Genomic DNA, 14,092 nt, shown 5'->3' with positions numbered 1-14,092 from the left:
ATGGCTAATACAAACAGAAGATCGGCTATAAAGAGTTTGCTGGCAGGGTCGGCGGTCATTGGCGCATCGGGCATGCTGTCGTCTTTTAAGTCGGAACATAAAGAAGCCGTGGCTGATAAATTAAAAGGAAACATTAACCATGCGGTTTGCCGCTGGTGCTATGGTGATATATCTGTAGAACAGCTTTGTGTTGCCGCAAAAGACATAGGTATAAAAGGCATCGACCTGGTTGGCCCCGAAGATTGGCCTACGCTTAAAAAGCACGGCCTGTTCTCTTCCATGTGCAATGGTGCCGAAATTAACCTTACGGATGGTTTTGGTGATACACAGTTTCACGCGCAGTTGCACAAGCAATATGCAGCCATGATCCCTAAAGTTGCGGCAGCAGGGTATAAAAACCTCATCTGCTTTAGTGGCAGCCGCAGAGGAAAAACCGATGAAGAAGGATGGAAGAACTGCGTGGAAGGGCTTAAACCAATGGTGAAACTGGCCGAGCAGCACAACGTTGTTTTGGTGATGGAGCTATTGAACAGCAAAATAGACCATAAAGATTACCAGTGTGACCATACCGCATGGGGCGCCGAGCTTTGCAAACGTTTAGGATCAGAGAATTTTAAATTGCTTTACGATATCTACCACATGCAGATTGATGAAGGCGACGTTATCCGTAACATCCGCGATCATCACCAATACATTGCACATTACCACACAGGTGGTGTACCGGGCCGTAACGAGATTGACGAAACCCAGGAACTTTTTTACCCTGCCATTATGCGCGCGGTGTTAGAGGTTGGGCATAAAGGCTTTGTTGCGCAGGAGTTTATCCCTAAGCAAAAAGACAAGCTGGCATCCTTACGCAAGGCGGTACATATTTGCGATGTTTAACTTAAAAATAACTTTTTAAAGTCTCCCCTAACGGGGGAGATTTAGAGGGGCTACAACACTTACATCAACCAATTAAATATAATGACAAGCAGAAGAACATTTTTAGCGCAGGCGGGCTTAGCGTCGGCAGGTATGGTGCTTGCACCATCGTTACTATCGGCAAAAAGCGTGAATGGCGTAGGGATCCAACTATATAGCTTACGCGATCAGTTACCAAAAGATCCTAAAGGCGTATTAGCAAAAATCGCAGAAGCAGGTTACAAAGAGGTAGAAACTTTTGGCTACTCAAAACAAAACGGTTTTTGGGGCTTAAGCGCGAAAGAATTTAGCACCGTATTAAAAGCGAACGGCTTAAAAACACCAAGCGGCCACTACGGTATGGACGAATTTTTTGGCACCGGCAAAACAGATGTGTTTTACAGCTACATCGAAGCAGCCCATGCAACCGGCCAAAATTATATCGTTATCCCATCATTAAACCACGATTTCATCAAAACCGCTGCCGATTTTAATTCGATAGCCGACAAGATGAATAAAGCAGCCGAGGTTTGTAAAAAAGAAGGATTGAAATTAGGTTACCACAACCATAATTTTGAGTGGGAGAAAGTAGAAGGCACAACCTTTTACGATACCATCCTTGCTAAAACCGACCCTAAATTAGTAGCCATGGAAATGGATATTTATTGGGTAGTGCGTGCAGGGCATGATCCGGTTTCCATCTTTAAAAAACACCCGGGCCGTTTCGCCATGGTACACATAAAGGATATGGACAAAACCAACCCTGAATTGAACACAGAGATAGGATCGGGCAGTATTGATTTTAAAACCATTTTGGCTAAGGCAAAACTGGCAGGTATTAAACATTACCTGGTAGAACAGGAAAACTTTACCAATATCGATCCTTACAAAAGCATCGCGCAAAGTAGTGCTTACTTAAAAAACAAGCTTTACTTATAAGCCAACCATCAAATCCAAAAACTATGAAGTATAAAGTGATTTTAACCGCATTGTTAACAGGCACAGCCTATTTGGCAAATGCGCAAAGCAAACCGGAAGATACCGAAAAATGGGAGCCTGTTCCTAAAGTTGTAACGGCAGGTAAAGTAACTACAGATGCACCATCTGATGCAACCGTTTTATTTGACGGCAAAACCGGCCTTAGCGAATGGAAAGACGTTGCCAGTGGCGGCGAAGCAAAATGGAATGTTAAAGGCGATGTTTTAACCGTTAACAAACAATCGGGTAACATCGAAACCAAAAAATTATTTGGCAGTTACCAGTTACACATTGAGTGGAAAGTGCCCGCAAACATCAGCGGTACAGGCCAGGCACGCGGTAACAGCGGCGTTTTCTTAGCCTCTATTGGTAAAGGTGATGACGGTTACGAACTGCAGGTTTTAGATTCGTATAACAACAAAACATACGTTAATGGTATGGCGGGTAGCATCTACAAGCAATTTATACCCTTGGCAAACCCAACCAAGCCACCGGGCACATGGAATACTTATGATGTGATCTGGACTGCACCGACATTTGATGGTGATAAAATTAAAACCCCGGCACGTGTAACCGTATTATTTAACGGTGTGTTGGTAGAAAACAACATTGAGTTGTTAGGCCCAACGCAGTACATAGGTACACCTGCTTACAGGAAAGCACATGGCCCGTCGCCAATTAAATTACAGGCGCATGGCGACAAAAGCGAACCGCTTAGTTTCCGTAATATTTGGGTTAGGGAATTATAAGCTAACCTGCTAAAAATATAAGATTAGCCCACCGCGAAAACGGTGGGCTTTTTGTTTAAAACGTACTGATAATATGTTCAAATAAGCAGCATGCTAAAAGATGCAACTGCGTTATTTTTGAATAAATTAGCAGTCTTAAACTAACCCATTATGCTATATTATAAAACCTTTTTCCGCTGCGCGGGATTGACGTTGCTTTTGGTGGTATCGTCAATGATATTAAAAGCACAATCTGCCGGCACCGGTAATTATTACGAGATAAAAGTTTACCATTTTAAAACCCCGGTGCAGGAGGGTATATTGGATAGCTATCTAAAAAGCGCATACCTCCCCATGCTGCACAAAAAAGGATTTACCAATGTTGGCGTACTAAAGCCGGTAGAAACCGATACTGCCGACAGGAAGATCTATGTTTTTATACCCTTTAAAAATTGGAAGGCCCTTGAAACGTTCAATGCATCCGCAGAAGAACCAAATGCTTTTGCAACCAACAACCAGGATTATACAAACGCCGCTTACAACAAGGCGCCTTACAGCCGGGTAGAAACCATTATCCTGACAGCCTTTGTGACCCGTCCGCATCCTTCGGCTATAAAATTAACCGGCGAACGCGCTAAACGCGTATATGAACTACGCAGTTATGAGAGCCCGACAGAAGCCTTAAACTTTAATAAAGTACGAATGTTCAATAGCGGCGAAACGGATCTGTTCGACCGCCTTAACTTCAATTCAGTATTTTATGGCAACGTTATTGCAGGTAGTAAAATGCCTAACCTGATGTACCTCACCACTTTTAACGATAAAGCGGACAGGGATAAACATTGGGATGCATTTGGAAAGGATGCGCAATGGAAGGATCTTTCGACACGTAAGGAGTTCCAAAATAGTGTTTCCAAAGCGGAGATCACATTTTTATACCCTACAGATTACTCGGACTTTTAATTTGAACTAAGGTGCTTGAAAAAAGGGATTTTGATGCAATTATAGTAGGCTCGGGCCCTAACGGGTTGGCTGCCGCTATACTCATGCAGCAAAATGGCCTAAAAGTTCTACTGCTCGAAGCTAAAAGCGAGATAGGGGGTGGTTTACGCACGGCCGAACTTACCCTACCCGGTTTTAAGCATGATATCTGCTCGGCCATTCACCCGCTGGCAGCCGCGTCGCCATTTTTGAAAACCTTGCCGCTGGCAGATTTTGGTTTGAATTATATCTATCCCGAAATTGATGCTGCCCACCCGTTAGAACACGCCAAACCCGCCATACTATGCCGGAGTATTGACTTGACCGCGCAGCATTTAGGAGAGGACGAGCAGACTTACCGCAAATTGATGGGATCAGTCACTAAAAACTGGCCTTTGATAGATGCCGATATATTAGGCCCGCTGCATTTTCCTAAACACCCGCTTGCGTTGGCAAGCTTTGGGCTGGATGCCATAAAATCGGCTACCATGCTGGCAAATCAGTTCAAAACCAAACAAGCAAAGGCCCTAATTGCCGGTATGGCGGCGCATGCTATTCAACCCATCACCAACCTGGCCACATCGGCAATTGCATTGGTATTGATGGCTGCGGGGCACCTGCAAGGCTGGCCTATACCTAAAGGTGGCTCCAACAGTATAGCCAACGCGCTGGCTGCCTATTTTGAATCGATAGGCGGGAATATCCAGACAGATACTTACATTAAGTCATTAGATCAGTTACCATCCACGCATGCGATATTGTTCGACATTACCCCGAAACAATTATTGGCAATAGCCGGGCATAAATTCTCATCTATTTACAAGTGGCAGTTGGAACGCTACCGCTATGGCATGGGCGTTTATAAAGTAGATTGGGCGCTTAGCGAGCAGATCCCTTTCGAGGCCGAAGCATGCCGTAAAGCAGGCACCGTTCATTTAGGTAATACCTTAAACGAGATCCGCGATGCCGAGCAGCAAACATGGAACGGTAAACACCCCGATAAACCATACGTGCTGTTAGCCCAGCAAAGCTTGTATGATGACACGCGCGCGCCAAAAGGCAAGCATACCGCCTGGGCATATTGCCATGTGCCCAATGGCTCCACCAAAAATATGACGGAGATCATCGAAAGGCAAATTGAACGTTACGCACCGGGCTTTAAAGACACCATCCTTGCCAAACACACCATGGATACAACGCAGATGGAAGAGTATAACCCCAACTATATAGGCGGCGATATCAATGGCGGCGTGATAGACCTTGGTCAGCTTTTTACCCGGCCCGCATTGCGTTATTCGCCATACAAAACATCTGAGAAAGGCATGTATATTTGTTCATCATCAACCCCGCCGGGTGGTGGCGTGCATGGCATGTGCGGGTATTATGCCGCAAAAAAAGCTTTAAAGGATGTTTTTGATATTTCGGTTGGCAACCTAAACTCCGCCGGGAAAGCCTAAAGGAATTTTCAGGCAAATATTATTTGTTTACTTTGCTGTATAAAATATTCTTGCATTGAAAGTATTACATGCTGTACACCATGAAGATTTTAAAACTTACCAAACCGAACTGATAAGGGAGCGGTTTTTAATGGATAAACGACAGGCGGATGGAAGCCTATTTCTATTTCGACCTGCCCGAGGGACAACGGGTTTTTCATTACGTTGGTGAGGTACAGGAAACGCGCCACGTGGTAATGGATAATTACAATGCGATCGTTTCGCCGCCGTGGAGCATCCATTCGGGTAGTGGCACGGCAAGCTATAGTTTTACCTGGGGTATGGCTGGCGAAAACCTCGACTATGCCGATATGGAAGCCATTGCCATTATTGATCTTAAATAAAACAATTTGACAATGAGTAGCGATACCAAAGGAAAAATTTCTACGGGTATTTATGCTGCCGCTATCGCGGTTTCATTTATTCACTCGTGGAGTGCCTTTAGCATGTACTTTATTGTGGCGCTGATCTGGCTGGTGCCCGATAAACGCATCGAACGTAAACTAATCGACGATAACGCCGCTTATCATGTTAGCTAAGTTCTTTCATTAGTTTATCAAAGGCCTCTTTTAGTTCGGCCAGTTCGGTTTCTAACTTGCTCAGGCGTCCTTCCAATTCAGATGTATTTGCCCTGCGGGTTGGCTCGTCCTGTGCATCGTCTTCTATAATTGTGCCGCCTAAGAGGTGGCGGTAGCGCACTTCTTTTTGGCCGGGGCGTTTGGGTAATTGTACTATAAATGGCGTTTCATCGGTAGCCAGTTTCTCCAGCATCGCCTGCACCTCGTCCAGGTCTTCAAACTCATATAACCTGCCCGAGTTGGTGTTGATCTCGCCCGGTGTTTGCGGTCCGCGCAGTATCAGCAAACAGATCACCGCTACCTCTGATGGTACAACCGGGAACACAATTCCAAAATTATGTTTGTATTTAGTAGAACGACTGCTTCCACCTGTAGCGGTAGAGATCAACCCTTTACGTTTCAAAGTATCCAATGCCAGCATTACCGTGTTCTCGTCATAATCTACTACCGGTCGGCGTGCCGTTTTCTGGTTGCAGGCAGCGGTAAGGCCGTTTAAAGTCATGGGGTAATAATCGGGTGTGGTTTTGCTTTTTTCCATCAGCGAGCCAAGCACACGCAGTTCGGTATCGGTTAAAACAGGTAAAGTTTGCGGAGTATCCATGCACAAATATAACATTGGTTTTTGTTTTAGCATTCGCTTGATGCTCCTTATCTTCGCCCTTGTATGACGGTTAGTATTTTAGGTTGCGGATGGTACGGATTGGCACTGGCTAAAGCGCTTGTTGCCCGTGGCGTAACGGTTAACGGCTCTACTACTTCGCCGGATAAACTGCCAATATTTAATGAAGAAGGCATTAACTCCTTCTTAATAGACCTCGCAGCCGACCATTCAAATTACGATACTGAATTTTTTACCTGCGATGTTTTGGTAATTGCCATCCCGCCCAAAGCCCGCTCGGGAGCAGGGGCGGATTACGTGCCCAAGTTAAAGAATGTCATTAAGGCCATCGATCAGCATGGGATAAAAAAAGTTATCCTCATTAGTTCTACAGGTGTTTATGCCGACCAGAACCATGAAATGAACGAGCTAAGCGACCCCAAGCCAAATACCCCGTCAGGCCAGGTTTTATTTGAGGCAGAGGAACTTTTTAAACTTCAAAAAGCTTTTAAAACCACCATTATCCGCTTTGGCGGGTTAATAGGCCCCGGCCGCGAACCGGGTAGGTTCTTTGCCGGGAAGAAAGATATTCCGAACGGTTTAGCGCCTGTAAACATGATCCATCAACAGGATTGTGTAGGCTTTACCCTTGCGGTGATGGATAAGGATGCCTTTGGTTATACTATGAATGCCTGCACTCCGCATCACCCACCTAAATTCGCTTTCTACACCCAGGCCGCCGCTAAAGCCGGACTGGAAGCGCCTCAATTCTTAACCGAACTGAAGGAGTGGAAGATCATCTTCAGCGTAAATAACGACAAGTTTTTAGGCTACGAATACCACATTAAAAACTGGTACGAATGGCTTAAATAGCACGGTTTGCAAATAAAATAATTTATTATTTTAGCACTACCATATCACAATTTACCTTTTCCCTAAAGTAACGCAGGATGGAAAACCCGCACATCGTTTCTGGCTTTTTAAAGATATAGGCGGGTGCCTTTTTTGGAAACCGCTGGGGCTGGTCATGATCATCCCGACGTTGTTTATCTACATCATGATAGCATACCGTACCCGAGATATGGTGTCTGAGCTTTGCCACAACCTGGCAATCACTTTCTGGGATCAGTGCAAACTCCTATTGGATGATAAGCGAATTTATGGGTTTCTACGGGCACTCCGTTTATGGGTTGATCATCTACAAACACCTGGCTATAATCCCTTTTATAATGGGTGTTTTTTGCCTGGCTTATTACTACGCCTACTGGCAACCAAGGCACCCGAATGAGGTGGAAACGCTCTGATGTGTCATGGTGAGCCTGTAGAACCATTCGCAAAGTATAAAAATCTTCGACAAGCTCATACTGACATGTTTGGTTTGTCATGCTGAACATCGTGAAGCATCTATTCACCGACATGTATGATGTACATTAGATCCTTCGCTATCGCTCAGGATGACAAAGGGCTGTCAAACAATATTCAACGGGTTATTCTTCAAATAAGCGATCTTATGCTGAAACATCTCGGCCATTTTAGCTGCACGCCATTTTGCTTCCGTAGCTTTGTCGCCGGTAAATAGTTCATCAACCGTTTGAGTGAAGAGCGCAAGCCATAGGGCGAAATGCTCGGGCCCTACGGGTAGCTGTGCATGCGGGGGGAAAGGCCTGCCATTGTAAGTATATTCTTCCAGCAGTACTGTTTGCCAGAAACGGTACATTTTTTCGAGGTGGATAGGCCACTTGTCCCCAATTCGTTCGTTAAATATCGGCCCCAATAACTCGTCAGACTGAATACGCTTGTAGAAAGTATCAACAAGCAGTTTGATATCGTCGATGGTTAATATTTGAATTTGGGGCATAGTGTAAAAATACGACTTTAATCCAAAATCGTCATTGGAGGTACGAAGCAATCTCTTTAAGCAAATCCGCATGCATGGTGTGTAATTGTCCTAAAAAGATTGTTTCGTAGCAATGACGCGCGGAGAGGTGTGTGCGTTTACTTCACCACAAACTTATAATACCCCGCACTCACATGGTAAACACTGGCAACTGCTTTGCCACCTAAAGATGCTTTTTTACCACCATTCAGCGGGAAAGTAATATCTGCTGATGTATTAGCAGGTACGGTTACCGAATACTCTACCGCATCCACATTGCGTTTCCACGAGGAAACAACCTTGCCATAAGGGCTTGTATGCTCGGCAGTGAATTGGTCTAAGCCGGGAACAAAGTTTGGCTGCAGGATCACGTTTTTAAAGCCCGGTTGTTTTTCATCGGGTTTAATACCTGCAATGCCGCTGTAAAGCCATGCACCAATATTACCAAACATGATGTGGTTAAGTGATATGTCATGCTTGGCATCTATATTCCAGTTTTCGTAAAGGGTTGTAGCGCCGTTCACCATCCACCAACCCCATGAAGGATAGGTTTCCTGCGATGCAATTTTGTAGGCAACATCTGGGTAACCGTTGTCGCTTAAAGCACCTAAAATGGCTTTGCCACCTAAGATCCCCACATCCAAATGGAAGTTATCAGCTTTTACACGCTCAGCAAGTCGCGCGGCGATCTTAGCTTTATAAGCATCAGGAACCATGCCCCAGTAAAGCGGCACGGCAAGTTCTGTTTGCAGGCCTTTATTATAAGAGCCTGTTTTTTCGTTCAGGTATTTATCGTTAAACGCTTTCTTAATTTTACTGGCTAACGCGATGTATTTCTGCTTATCGGCTTTGTTGCCCAAAATGCCGGCCACTTTGGCCGCAATGGTAACATCTGCAAAGTAGTACGCTGTAGAAGTAACCTCCACGGGCGATACCGATTTTACAGGCACCCAGTCGCCAAGGCCCCAGGTGGTAAGGCCGGTAGGGTACAGGTCGTTAATGTGGTTTACGTAGCGTGTGATGTTCTCGTAATTATCCTTCAGGATCTTGGTATCGCCATAAAACAGGTAAATATCCCACGGAATAAGCGCGATGGTGCTGGTCCAATCCGGCCCGTTACCCCACTCGTAACCCCATCCCGCAGTTGGGATGATAGATGGCAATGTACCATTTGGCTGCTGCTCGTCGCGATGATCGGCCAGCCATTTTTCGTAAACGGTGATGCCATCAAAGTTATAAAGGCCGGTTTCGGCAGCTATGTGCGCATCGCCTGTCCAGCCGTTCTTTTCGCGCTGAGGGCAATCTGTAGGGTAGCCAAACAGGTTGCTCAGGTACGAGTTATTGGTAGCAGCCCAGATCTTGTTAATGGTTGTGTTCGATGAATTTACTTTACCAATCGGCGGCACATCGCTGTGCATAAAATATCCGGTAAGGCTTTTGGTGCTCAGTTCAATAGGCTCGCTGCTGGTAACCTCTACATACTGGAAGCCTTTGTAGTTAAACTTGGGCATAAAGGTTTCCTCGCCTTTGCCGCTCAGCGTAAATATATCCACCTGGAAAGGGTCTTTATCATCGGTAGGGCGGTAATGCAGGTCGATGTTCGAGAGATCCACGTGGCCGTTCTTATAAAGTCTTTCGCCATGTTTTAAGCGGATAACCGTACCCTCTTTACCTTTTGCGGTGAATTTTGTAACGCCGGATATATTCCTTCCCAAATCGAAAACGATAGCGCCATCATCCATTTTATTCATGGTTTTTGCGGGGATCTCATCTACATTACGGATGGGGTGCAATGCCTGTGCGGTTACATTTTGCGATGGCACAGGGCGGGCAAATGCCGGTTTCCATTTGGTATCGTCAAAGTTGATGGTGTTCCATCCGGGCTGGTCAAGGCGGGCATCGTAATGCTCGGCAGTGTAAATACTGTTTAAAGTAATGGGACTAAAGCTGGTTTTCCATTGCTCGCTCGAGCGTACTATCTGAAAAGTGCCATCTTCATAAGTGATGCGCAGGTCCAAACAAAAAGTTGGGCGGTTACGCCAAGATGCCTTATCGAAATCCCAAACGGCGGTGCTTTGGTGATTGTACCAGCCATTGCCCAACAGTACGCCAATGGCGTTTTTACCGGCCATAATATTCTTGGTAACATCATAAGTAACATATAAGGTACGCCTGTCGAAACGGGTGTACATAGGGTCTAATCGGTGGTTGCCAATTTTTTCGCCATTGATATAAAGTTCATACAAACCCGCAACAGCAATATAAGCCCTTGCCGATTTTACCTTTTTACCCGTGCCGAATGTGGTGCGGAAATAGGGTGCAGGTTTTACATTTATACCTTGCTCGTCGCTTATCCAGGTGCCTTTCCAGTTGGTCATTTTAAGCATGCCCATTTCAAAACTGCTAACGGCAGATGATATAGCCTTTACGCCATCCTTATCCCAAACATCAACCTTCCAATAGTATTTTTTGAAAGGCTGTAATGCCTTGCCATTATAAGTGGCTAATATATTTGATGAAGCTGTTTTGGCCGATGTCCAGTCGCCGCCTTTACCGCGACTAACCTCTATCGAATCCATGCCTACAAAAACCTGATAGGCAGTTTGTTTTGCGCCCTGGCGGCTATCCGCAAGCATCCAGGTTAAACGGGGATGCGTGTTATCTATACCAATTGGGTTTACAAGGTATTCTATACGCAAACCAATAGCTTTGGCAGGTGTTGCAGCTTGTGTTGATAACGAAAAAGACAAAAAAGTACCAATCAGTATGTTCTGAAATAGGCGCATAGCGTAAAGATGGGTTTAAATTTGGTTAGCTTTAATCGGGTTAAGATAGAATGTTTTCGAATAAACACTGTTACCCGCTGTCTCATAAAAACAACAAAGCCTCCCCTGTGTGCAGGAAAGGCTTTGTCTCTCAATCGTTCTATAGTTTTTTGATCTCTACATTTTTGAACCATACGTCAGCTCCATGGTCTTGCAAGGCTATGCGGCCTTTTTTATAAGTGCCAAAGCCGGGCCATTCTTTAAACTTGCTGCCTGCTATTAGCTTTTTCCATTTAGCATCCCACATCGTGGTTTTTAAAACAACCTCGTGATTAACCAATATGGTTAAGCTGCCATTGTTGGCTATCACTTCAGTTTTATTCCAGCTGCCGGCTTTGTTCACAATCTCTTTATCTATCGACATCAGGTCGTAAAGGTCGCCCGCGCGGTGTTTGATCAGTTTACCGTCTTCGTTCTCTTTGTTATCAGCGATCTGCGTTTCGGGCCCGGTTTGCCATGGGTATTTGTATTGGGTGGTATCCTCATGCACGTAGAACATAATGCCACTATTGCCCGCGCGACTTATCTTCCATTCCACTTTTAGGTCGAAGTTTTCATACTCGTCATTGGTAACAATATCGCCTCCGCCCGCGCTTTGCCAGTCGGCTTTTTTGGATGCATTTAGGTGCAGTTCGCCATCTTTTAATTTCCATGCACTACCAACCGCGCTTTTACCATAGGCGTGCCAGCCGGCCATGGTGCTATCGTCTAAGAGATTTACCCATTCGCCGGGTTTATCTAATGATGCAGTTGTGCTGTCCTGATAATTTGCCGCCCTTTTGCCTTTACAGCCGCTTATCGCGATAGCTGCTAATAATACAAAACTCAGTTTTCTCATAAATGATCTTTACAGGTTACCTTTTTTAATCTCGTTAAAAGCGAAAGTGGCGGCCCTTGCCGTAAGCGCCATGTACAATATTGATGGGCTTTGGTTGCCGGTACTTGCCATACATGCACCATCGGTTACAAATACATTTTTGCAGGCATGCAGCTGGTTGTTGGCATTTAGTAAGGATGTTTTAGGATCTTTACCCATGCGTACACCGCCCATTTCATGAATATCTAACCCCGGCGATTGCTTATTGTTGTGTTTGCTGATGTTTTTTACACCGGCTTTTTCCAGCATCTCGGCTGTGGTATTCAAAAAGTCTTCGGTCATGAGGTCGTCATTGGGATGGTATTCTACCGATGTCACCAATAACGGGATACCCCACTGGTCTTTTTCAGTTTCGCTGAGGCGGACGTGGTTGCTCTCAACAGGTACAGTTTCGCCCTGTAGATAGGCAAATACATGCCAGCCGCCCGGTTCGCAAAGGTCATCCTTGTATTGCGCGCCAACCTGGCCTTGCTCGCTGTCGTTAGGGTGCTGGTCGCGATAAGCATTCATAAAGGTGGTGTAGCCTCCAAAATAATTGGTGTCGCGTTTATGCAGGTTACGGTAATTCACCAATATCAGATCGGTAGGGTTGCGGCCGAAATAGTATTTATCCAGATAACCATCCAGCGTGCCCGATACCGATGCGCGGTAATTATGGAAGGCTATGTATTTACCCAGCATACCGCTATCGTTACCCAAACCATTAGGGAAACGGTTTGATTTTGAGTTGAGTAAGATGAGGTTGGTATTTAGTGCCGAGGCATTCATGAAGATCACCTTGGCATGGTATTCAATAACCTCTTTGGTGTTGGCATCTATAACGCGAACGCCACTTGCCTTGCCCAGTTTTTCGTCATAAATAACAGAATGGACAACAGAATGCGGGCGAATGGTCAGGTTTCCCGTTTTTTGCGCCCAGGGCAGGGTAGAACTTACCGAACTAAAGTACCCGCCAAACGGGCAGCCGCGCACGCACATATTACGCGCCTGGCATTTACCGCGGCCCTGGTCAAGGTGAATTTGTTGCGGCTCGGTAAGGTGCGCCCAACGAGCATGTACCAGGTGGCGGTCGGTATAATTATCTTTTAATGATTGTTTGATGTGCTGCAGGGGCACGTTCATATCAAACGGAGTTTGAAACTCACCATCGGGCATAGCTTCTAAGCCGTCTTTGCTGCCGCAGATGCCTATAAATTTTTCTACGTGCGAATACCATGGCGCCACATCTTTATAGCCAATTGGCCAGCCAATGCCATAACCAAAACGTTCGGGTGCGGTAAATTCAAACTCGCTCCAGCGTTGTGTTGCACGCCCCCAGGTGAGCGATTTGCCGCCAACCTGGTACCCGCGGATCCAGTCGAAAGGTTTTTCCTGTACGTAGGGATGGTCGGCATCTTTCACAAAGAAATGGTCGCAGTCATCACCGTAGCCGGAAGCTTTACTGATCAGCGGGTTTTCTTTGTTATGCTTCAGGTTCATGCGGCCACGGTAGGGAAATTCCCATGGCGGGGTGGTAGCGGTAGGGTAATCTTTAAGGTGTTTTACATCGCGGCCACGTTCTAATACAAGAGTTTTTAGTCCCTGTTCGCAAAGCTCTTTGGCAGCCCAGCCTCCGCTGATACCCGAGCCGATAACAATTGCATCAAATGTGTTCGCGGCCAAAGCGCCCGAACCTTTATCGGTAGAATTTGCTGACATGAAAGTTTATAATTTTGGTATCCTAAAGATGCAATAATTTATCGGAAAAAGTAAAAATTTTGTTCTCGCAGGATCTTCTGAAAGAGGCTCTTCGCACGTATGCAAGGCAGCGCAGGGTCCACGATGTGAGACCCTGCTGCGACAAAAATCGAAGAATTTACTCACCCCGCGGCACTTCGTGCGCGACCCTCTCTTCGCTGCGCGGAAAGAGGGTGTAGCTGCAGTTCTTACCCTCTTTGCGGAGCAGAGAGGGTCGACCAGCGTAGCGTAGTCGGGGTGAGTAAATTCTGCGAGGGTAAAGCCATCATGCTCATCATTGCCGCCCAATTTATGGGACGGATAGTTAATAAAAAGGCATTGGCTTTAGCCAAAGACTTAGTTTGGCTAAAGCCAAGATTTGTTTGTTTATTATCCGTTGACTAAAGTCAACGGCAATGAATGAAATGTTTTGACATCAAGAATAGTTAATGAAGTCTACCGACGTTTTTGTCCTCGCAGGGTCTTCTGAAAGAGACCCTGCGCATGTATGCAAGGCAGCGCAGGGTCCACGATGT

Annotated in this window: 14 protein-coding genes; 9 read left to right on the top strand and 5 right to left on the bottom strand. The window is 45.7% G+C overall.

Going from position 1 to position 14,092, the window contains the following annotated elements:
* The 7 genes from RHM67_RS15170 (at position 1) to RHM67_RS15140 (ending at position 5,625) form a co-directional block, all read left to right on the top strand.
* Positions 1 to 885 carry a hydroxypyruvate isomerase family protein gene (locus RHM67_RS15170; protein ID WP_322227693.1) on the top strand — a complete coding sequence of 295 codons (885 nt, stop codon included), beginning with the start codon at positions 1 to 3 and terminating at the stop codon, positions 883 to 885.
* A gap of 81 nt (positions 886 to 966) precedes the next feature.
* A complete protein-coding gene (locus RHM67_RS15165) occupies positions 967 to 1,842 on the top strand; it encodes a sugar phosphate isomerase/epimerase (RefSeq protein WP_322227692.1) in 876 nt (291 codons plus the stop codon).
* Positions 1,843 to 1,865: 23 nt separating this feature from the next.
* Entirely contained in the window at positions 1,866 to 2,630 is a 765-nt protein-coding gene (locus tag RHM67_RS15160) for a DUF1080 domain-containing protein (protein WP_322227691.1), read from the top strand.
* A gap of 150 nt (positions 2,631 to 2,780) precedes the next feature.
* Entirely contained in the window at positions 2,781 to 3,572 is a 792-nt protein-coding gene (locus tag RHM67_RS15155) for an NIPSNAP family protein (RefSeq protein ID WP_322227689.1), read from the top strand.
* 11 nt (positions 3,573 to 3,583) lie between these two features.
* Complete coding sequence (locus RHM67_RS15150) at positions 3,584 to 5,047, top strand: NAD(P)/FAD-dependent oxidoreductase (protein WP_322227688.1); 1,464 nt, start codon at positions 3,584 to 3,586, stop codon at positions 5,045 to 5,047.
* Between the two features lie 149 nt (positions 5,048 to 5,196).
* Complete coding sequence (locus RHM67_RS15145) at positions 5,197 to 5,430, top strand: 5-deoxy-glucuronate isomerase (RefSeq protein ID WP_322227687.1); 234 nt, start codon at positions 5,197 to 5,199, stop codon at positions 5,428 to 5,430.
* A 12-nt stretch (positions 5,431 to 5,442) separates the two neighbouring features.
* Positions 5,443 to 5,625, top strand: a complete 183-nt coding sequence (locus tag RHM67_RS15140; RefSeq protein WP_322227686.1) for a hypothetical protein — start codon at positions 5,443 to 5,445, stop codon at positions 5,623 to 5,625.
* Here RHM67_RS15140 and RHM67_RS15135 read toward each other — a convergent pair.
* Positions 5,618 to 6,265 carry a YceH family protein gene (locus RHM67_RS15135; protein WP_322227684.1) on the bottom strand — a complete coding sequence of 216 codons (648 nt, stop codon included), beginning with the start codon at positions 6,263 to 6,265 and terminating at the stop codon, positions 5,618 to 5,620. The genes RHM67_RS15140 and RHM67_RS15135 overlap by 8 nt on opposite strands.
* A 63-nt stretch (positions 6,266 to 6,328) precedes the next feature.
* On the opposite strand from RHM67_RS15135, the gene RHM67_RS15130 reads away from it, so the two are divergent.
* Both RHM67_RS15130 and RHM67_RS15125 read left to right on the top strand, forming a co-directional pair.
* Positions 6,329 to 7,135: an SDR family oxidoreductase gene (locus tag RHM67_RS15130; RefSeq protein ID WP_322227683.1), complete on the top strand. Its 807-nt coding sequence runs from the start codon at positions 6,329 to 6,331 to the stop codon at positions 7,133 to 7,135.
* A 272-nt stretch (positions 7,136 to 7,407) separates the two neighbouring features.
* Positions 7,408 to 7,566, top strand: coding sequence for a hypothetical protein (locus tag RHM67_RS15125; protein ID WP_322227681.1), 159 nt, complete (start codon positions 7,408 to 7,410; stop codon positions 7,564 to 7,566).
* Between the two features lie 164 nt (positions 7,567 to 7,730).
* On the opposite strand, the gene RHM67_RS15120 is transcribed toward RHM67_RS15125, so the two are convergent.
* The 4 genes from RHM67_RS15120 to RHM67_RS15105 form a co-directional block, all read right to left on the bottom strand.
* On the bottom strand, positions 7,731 to 8,120 hold the full coding sequence (locus RHM67_RS15120) for a group III truncated hemoglobin (RefSeq protein WP_322227679.1): 390 nt from the start codon (positions 8,118 to 8,120) through the stop codon (positions 7,731 to 7,733).
* A gap of 137 nt (positions 8,121 to 8,257) precedes the next feature.
* Positions 8,258 to 10,924 (bottom strand): alpha-L-rhamnosidase, encoded by a 2,667-nt coding sequence (locus tag RHM67_RS15115; RefSeq protein WP_322227677.1) that lies wholly within the window; start codon positions 10,922 to 10,924, stop codon positions 8,258 to 8,260.
* A 139-nt stretch (positions 10,925 to 11,063) separates the two neighbouring features.
* Positions 11,064 to 11,801: a DUF1080 domain-containing protein gene (locus RHM67_RS15110; protein WP_322227676.1), complete on the bottom strand. Its 738-nt coding sequence runs from the start codon at positions 11,799 to 11,801 to the stop codon at positions 11,064 to 11,066.
* 9 nt (positions 11,802 to 11,810) lie between these two features.
* Positions 11,811 to 13,538 (bottom strand): GMC family oxidoreductase, encoded by a 1,728-nt coding sequence (locus RHM67_RS15105; RefSeq protein WP_322227675.1) that lies wholly within the window; start codon positions 13,536 to 13,538, stop codon positions 11,811 to 11,813.
* Positions 13,539 to 14,092: the final 554 nt, after the last annotated feature.

Origin of the sequence: Mucilaginibacter sp. 5C4 (assembly GCF_034345625.1) — a bacterium.
Taxonomy (GTDB): domain Bacteria; phylum Bacteroidota; class Bacteroidia; order Sphingobacteriales; family Sphingobacteriaceae; genus Mucilaginibacter; species Mucilaginibacter aurantiaciroseus.
This window is presented reverse-complemented; position numbering and strand designations above follow the sequence as displayed.

What these genes read in the sequence shown, in the direction of transcription:
- RHM67_RS15170 (WP_322227693.1), top strand. Translation starts at nt 1, where the DNA reads ATGGCTAATACAAACAGAAGATCGGCTATAAAGAGTTTGCTGGCAGGG.
- RHM67_RS15165 (WP_322227692.1), top strand. Translation starts at nt 967, where the DNA reads ATGACAAGCAGAAGAACATTTTTAGCGCAGGCGGGCTTAGCGTCGGCA.
- RHM67_RS15160 (WP_322227691.1), top strand. Translation starts at nt 1,866, where the DNA reads ATGAAGTATAAAGTGATTTTAACCGCATTGTTAACAGGCACAGCCTAT.
- RHM67_RS15155 (WP_322227689.1), top strand. Translation starts at nt 2,781, where the DNA reads ATGCTATATTATAAAACCTTTTTCCGCTGCGCGGGATTGACGTTGCTT.
- RHM67_RS15145 (WP_322227687.1), top strand. Translation starts at nt 5,197, where the DNA reads ATGGAAGCCTATTTCTATTTCGACCTGCCCGAGGGACAACGGGTTTTT.
- RHM67_RS15140 (WP_322227686.1), top strand. Translation starts at nt 5,443, where the DNA reads ATGAGTAGCGATACCAAAGGAAAAATTTCTACGGGTATTTATGCTGCC.
- RHM67_RS15135 (WP_322227684.1), bottom strand. Translation starts at nt 6,265, where the DNA reads ATGGATACTCCGCAAACTTTACCTGTTTTAACCGATACCGAACTGCGT.
- RHM67_RS15130 (WP_322227683.1), top strand. Translation starts at nt 6,329, where the DNA reads ATGACGGTTAGTATTTTAGGTTGCGGATGGTACGGATTGGCACTGGCT.
- RHM67_RS15125 (WP_322227681.1), top strand. Translation starts at nt 7,408, where the DNA reads ATGATAAGCGAATTTATGGGTTTCTACGGGCACTCCGTTTATGGGTTG.
- RHM67_RS15120 (WP_322227679.1), bottom strand. Translation starts at nt 8,120, where the DNA reads ATGCCCCAAATTCAAATATTAACCATCGACGATATCAAACTGCTTGTT.
- RHM67_RS15115 (WP_322227677.1), bottom strand. Translation starts at nt 10,924, where the DNA reads ATGCGCCTATTTCAGAACATACTGATTGGTACTTTTTTGTCTTTTTCG.
- RHM67_RS15110 (WP_322227676.1), bottom strand. Translation starts at nt 11,801, where the DNA reads ATGAGAAAACTGAGTTTTGTATTATTAGCAGCTATCGCGATAAGCGGC.
- RHM67_RS15105 (WP_322227675.1), bottom strand. Translation starts at nt 13,538, where the DNA reads ATGTCAGCAAATTCTACCGATAAAGGTTCGGGCGCTTTGGCCGCGAAC.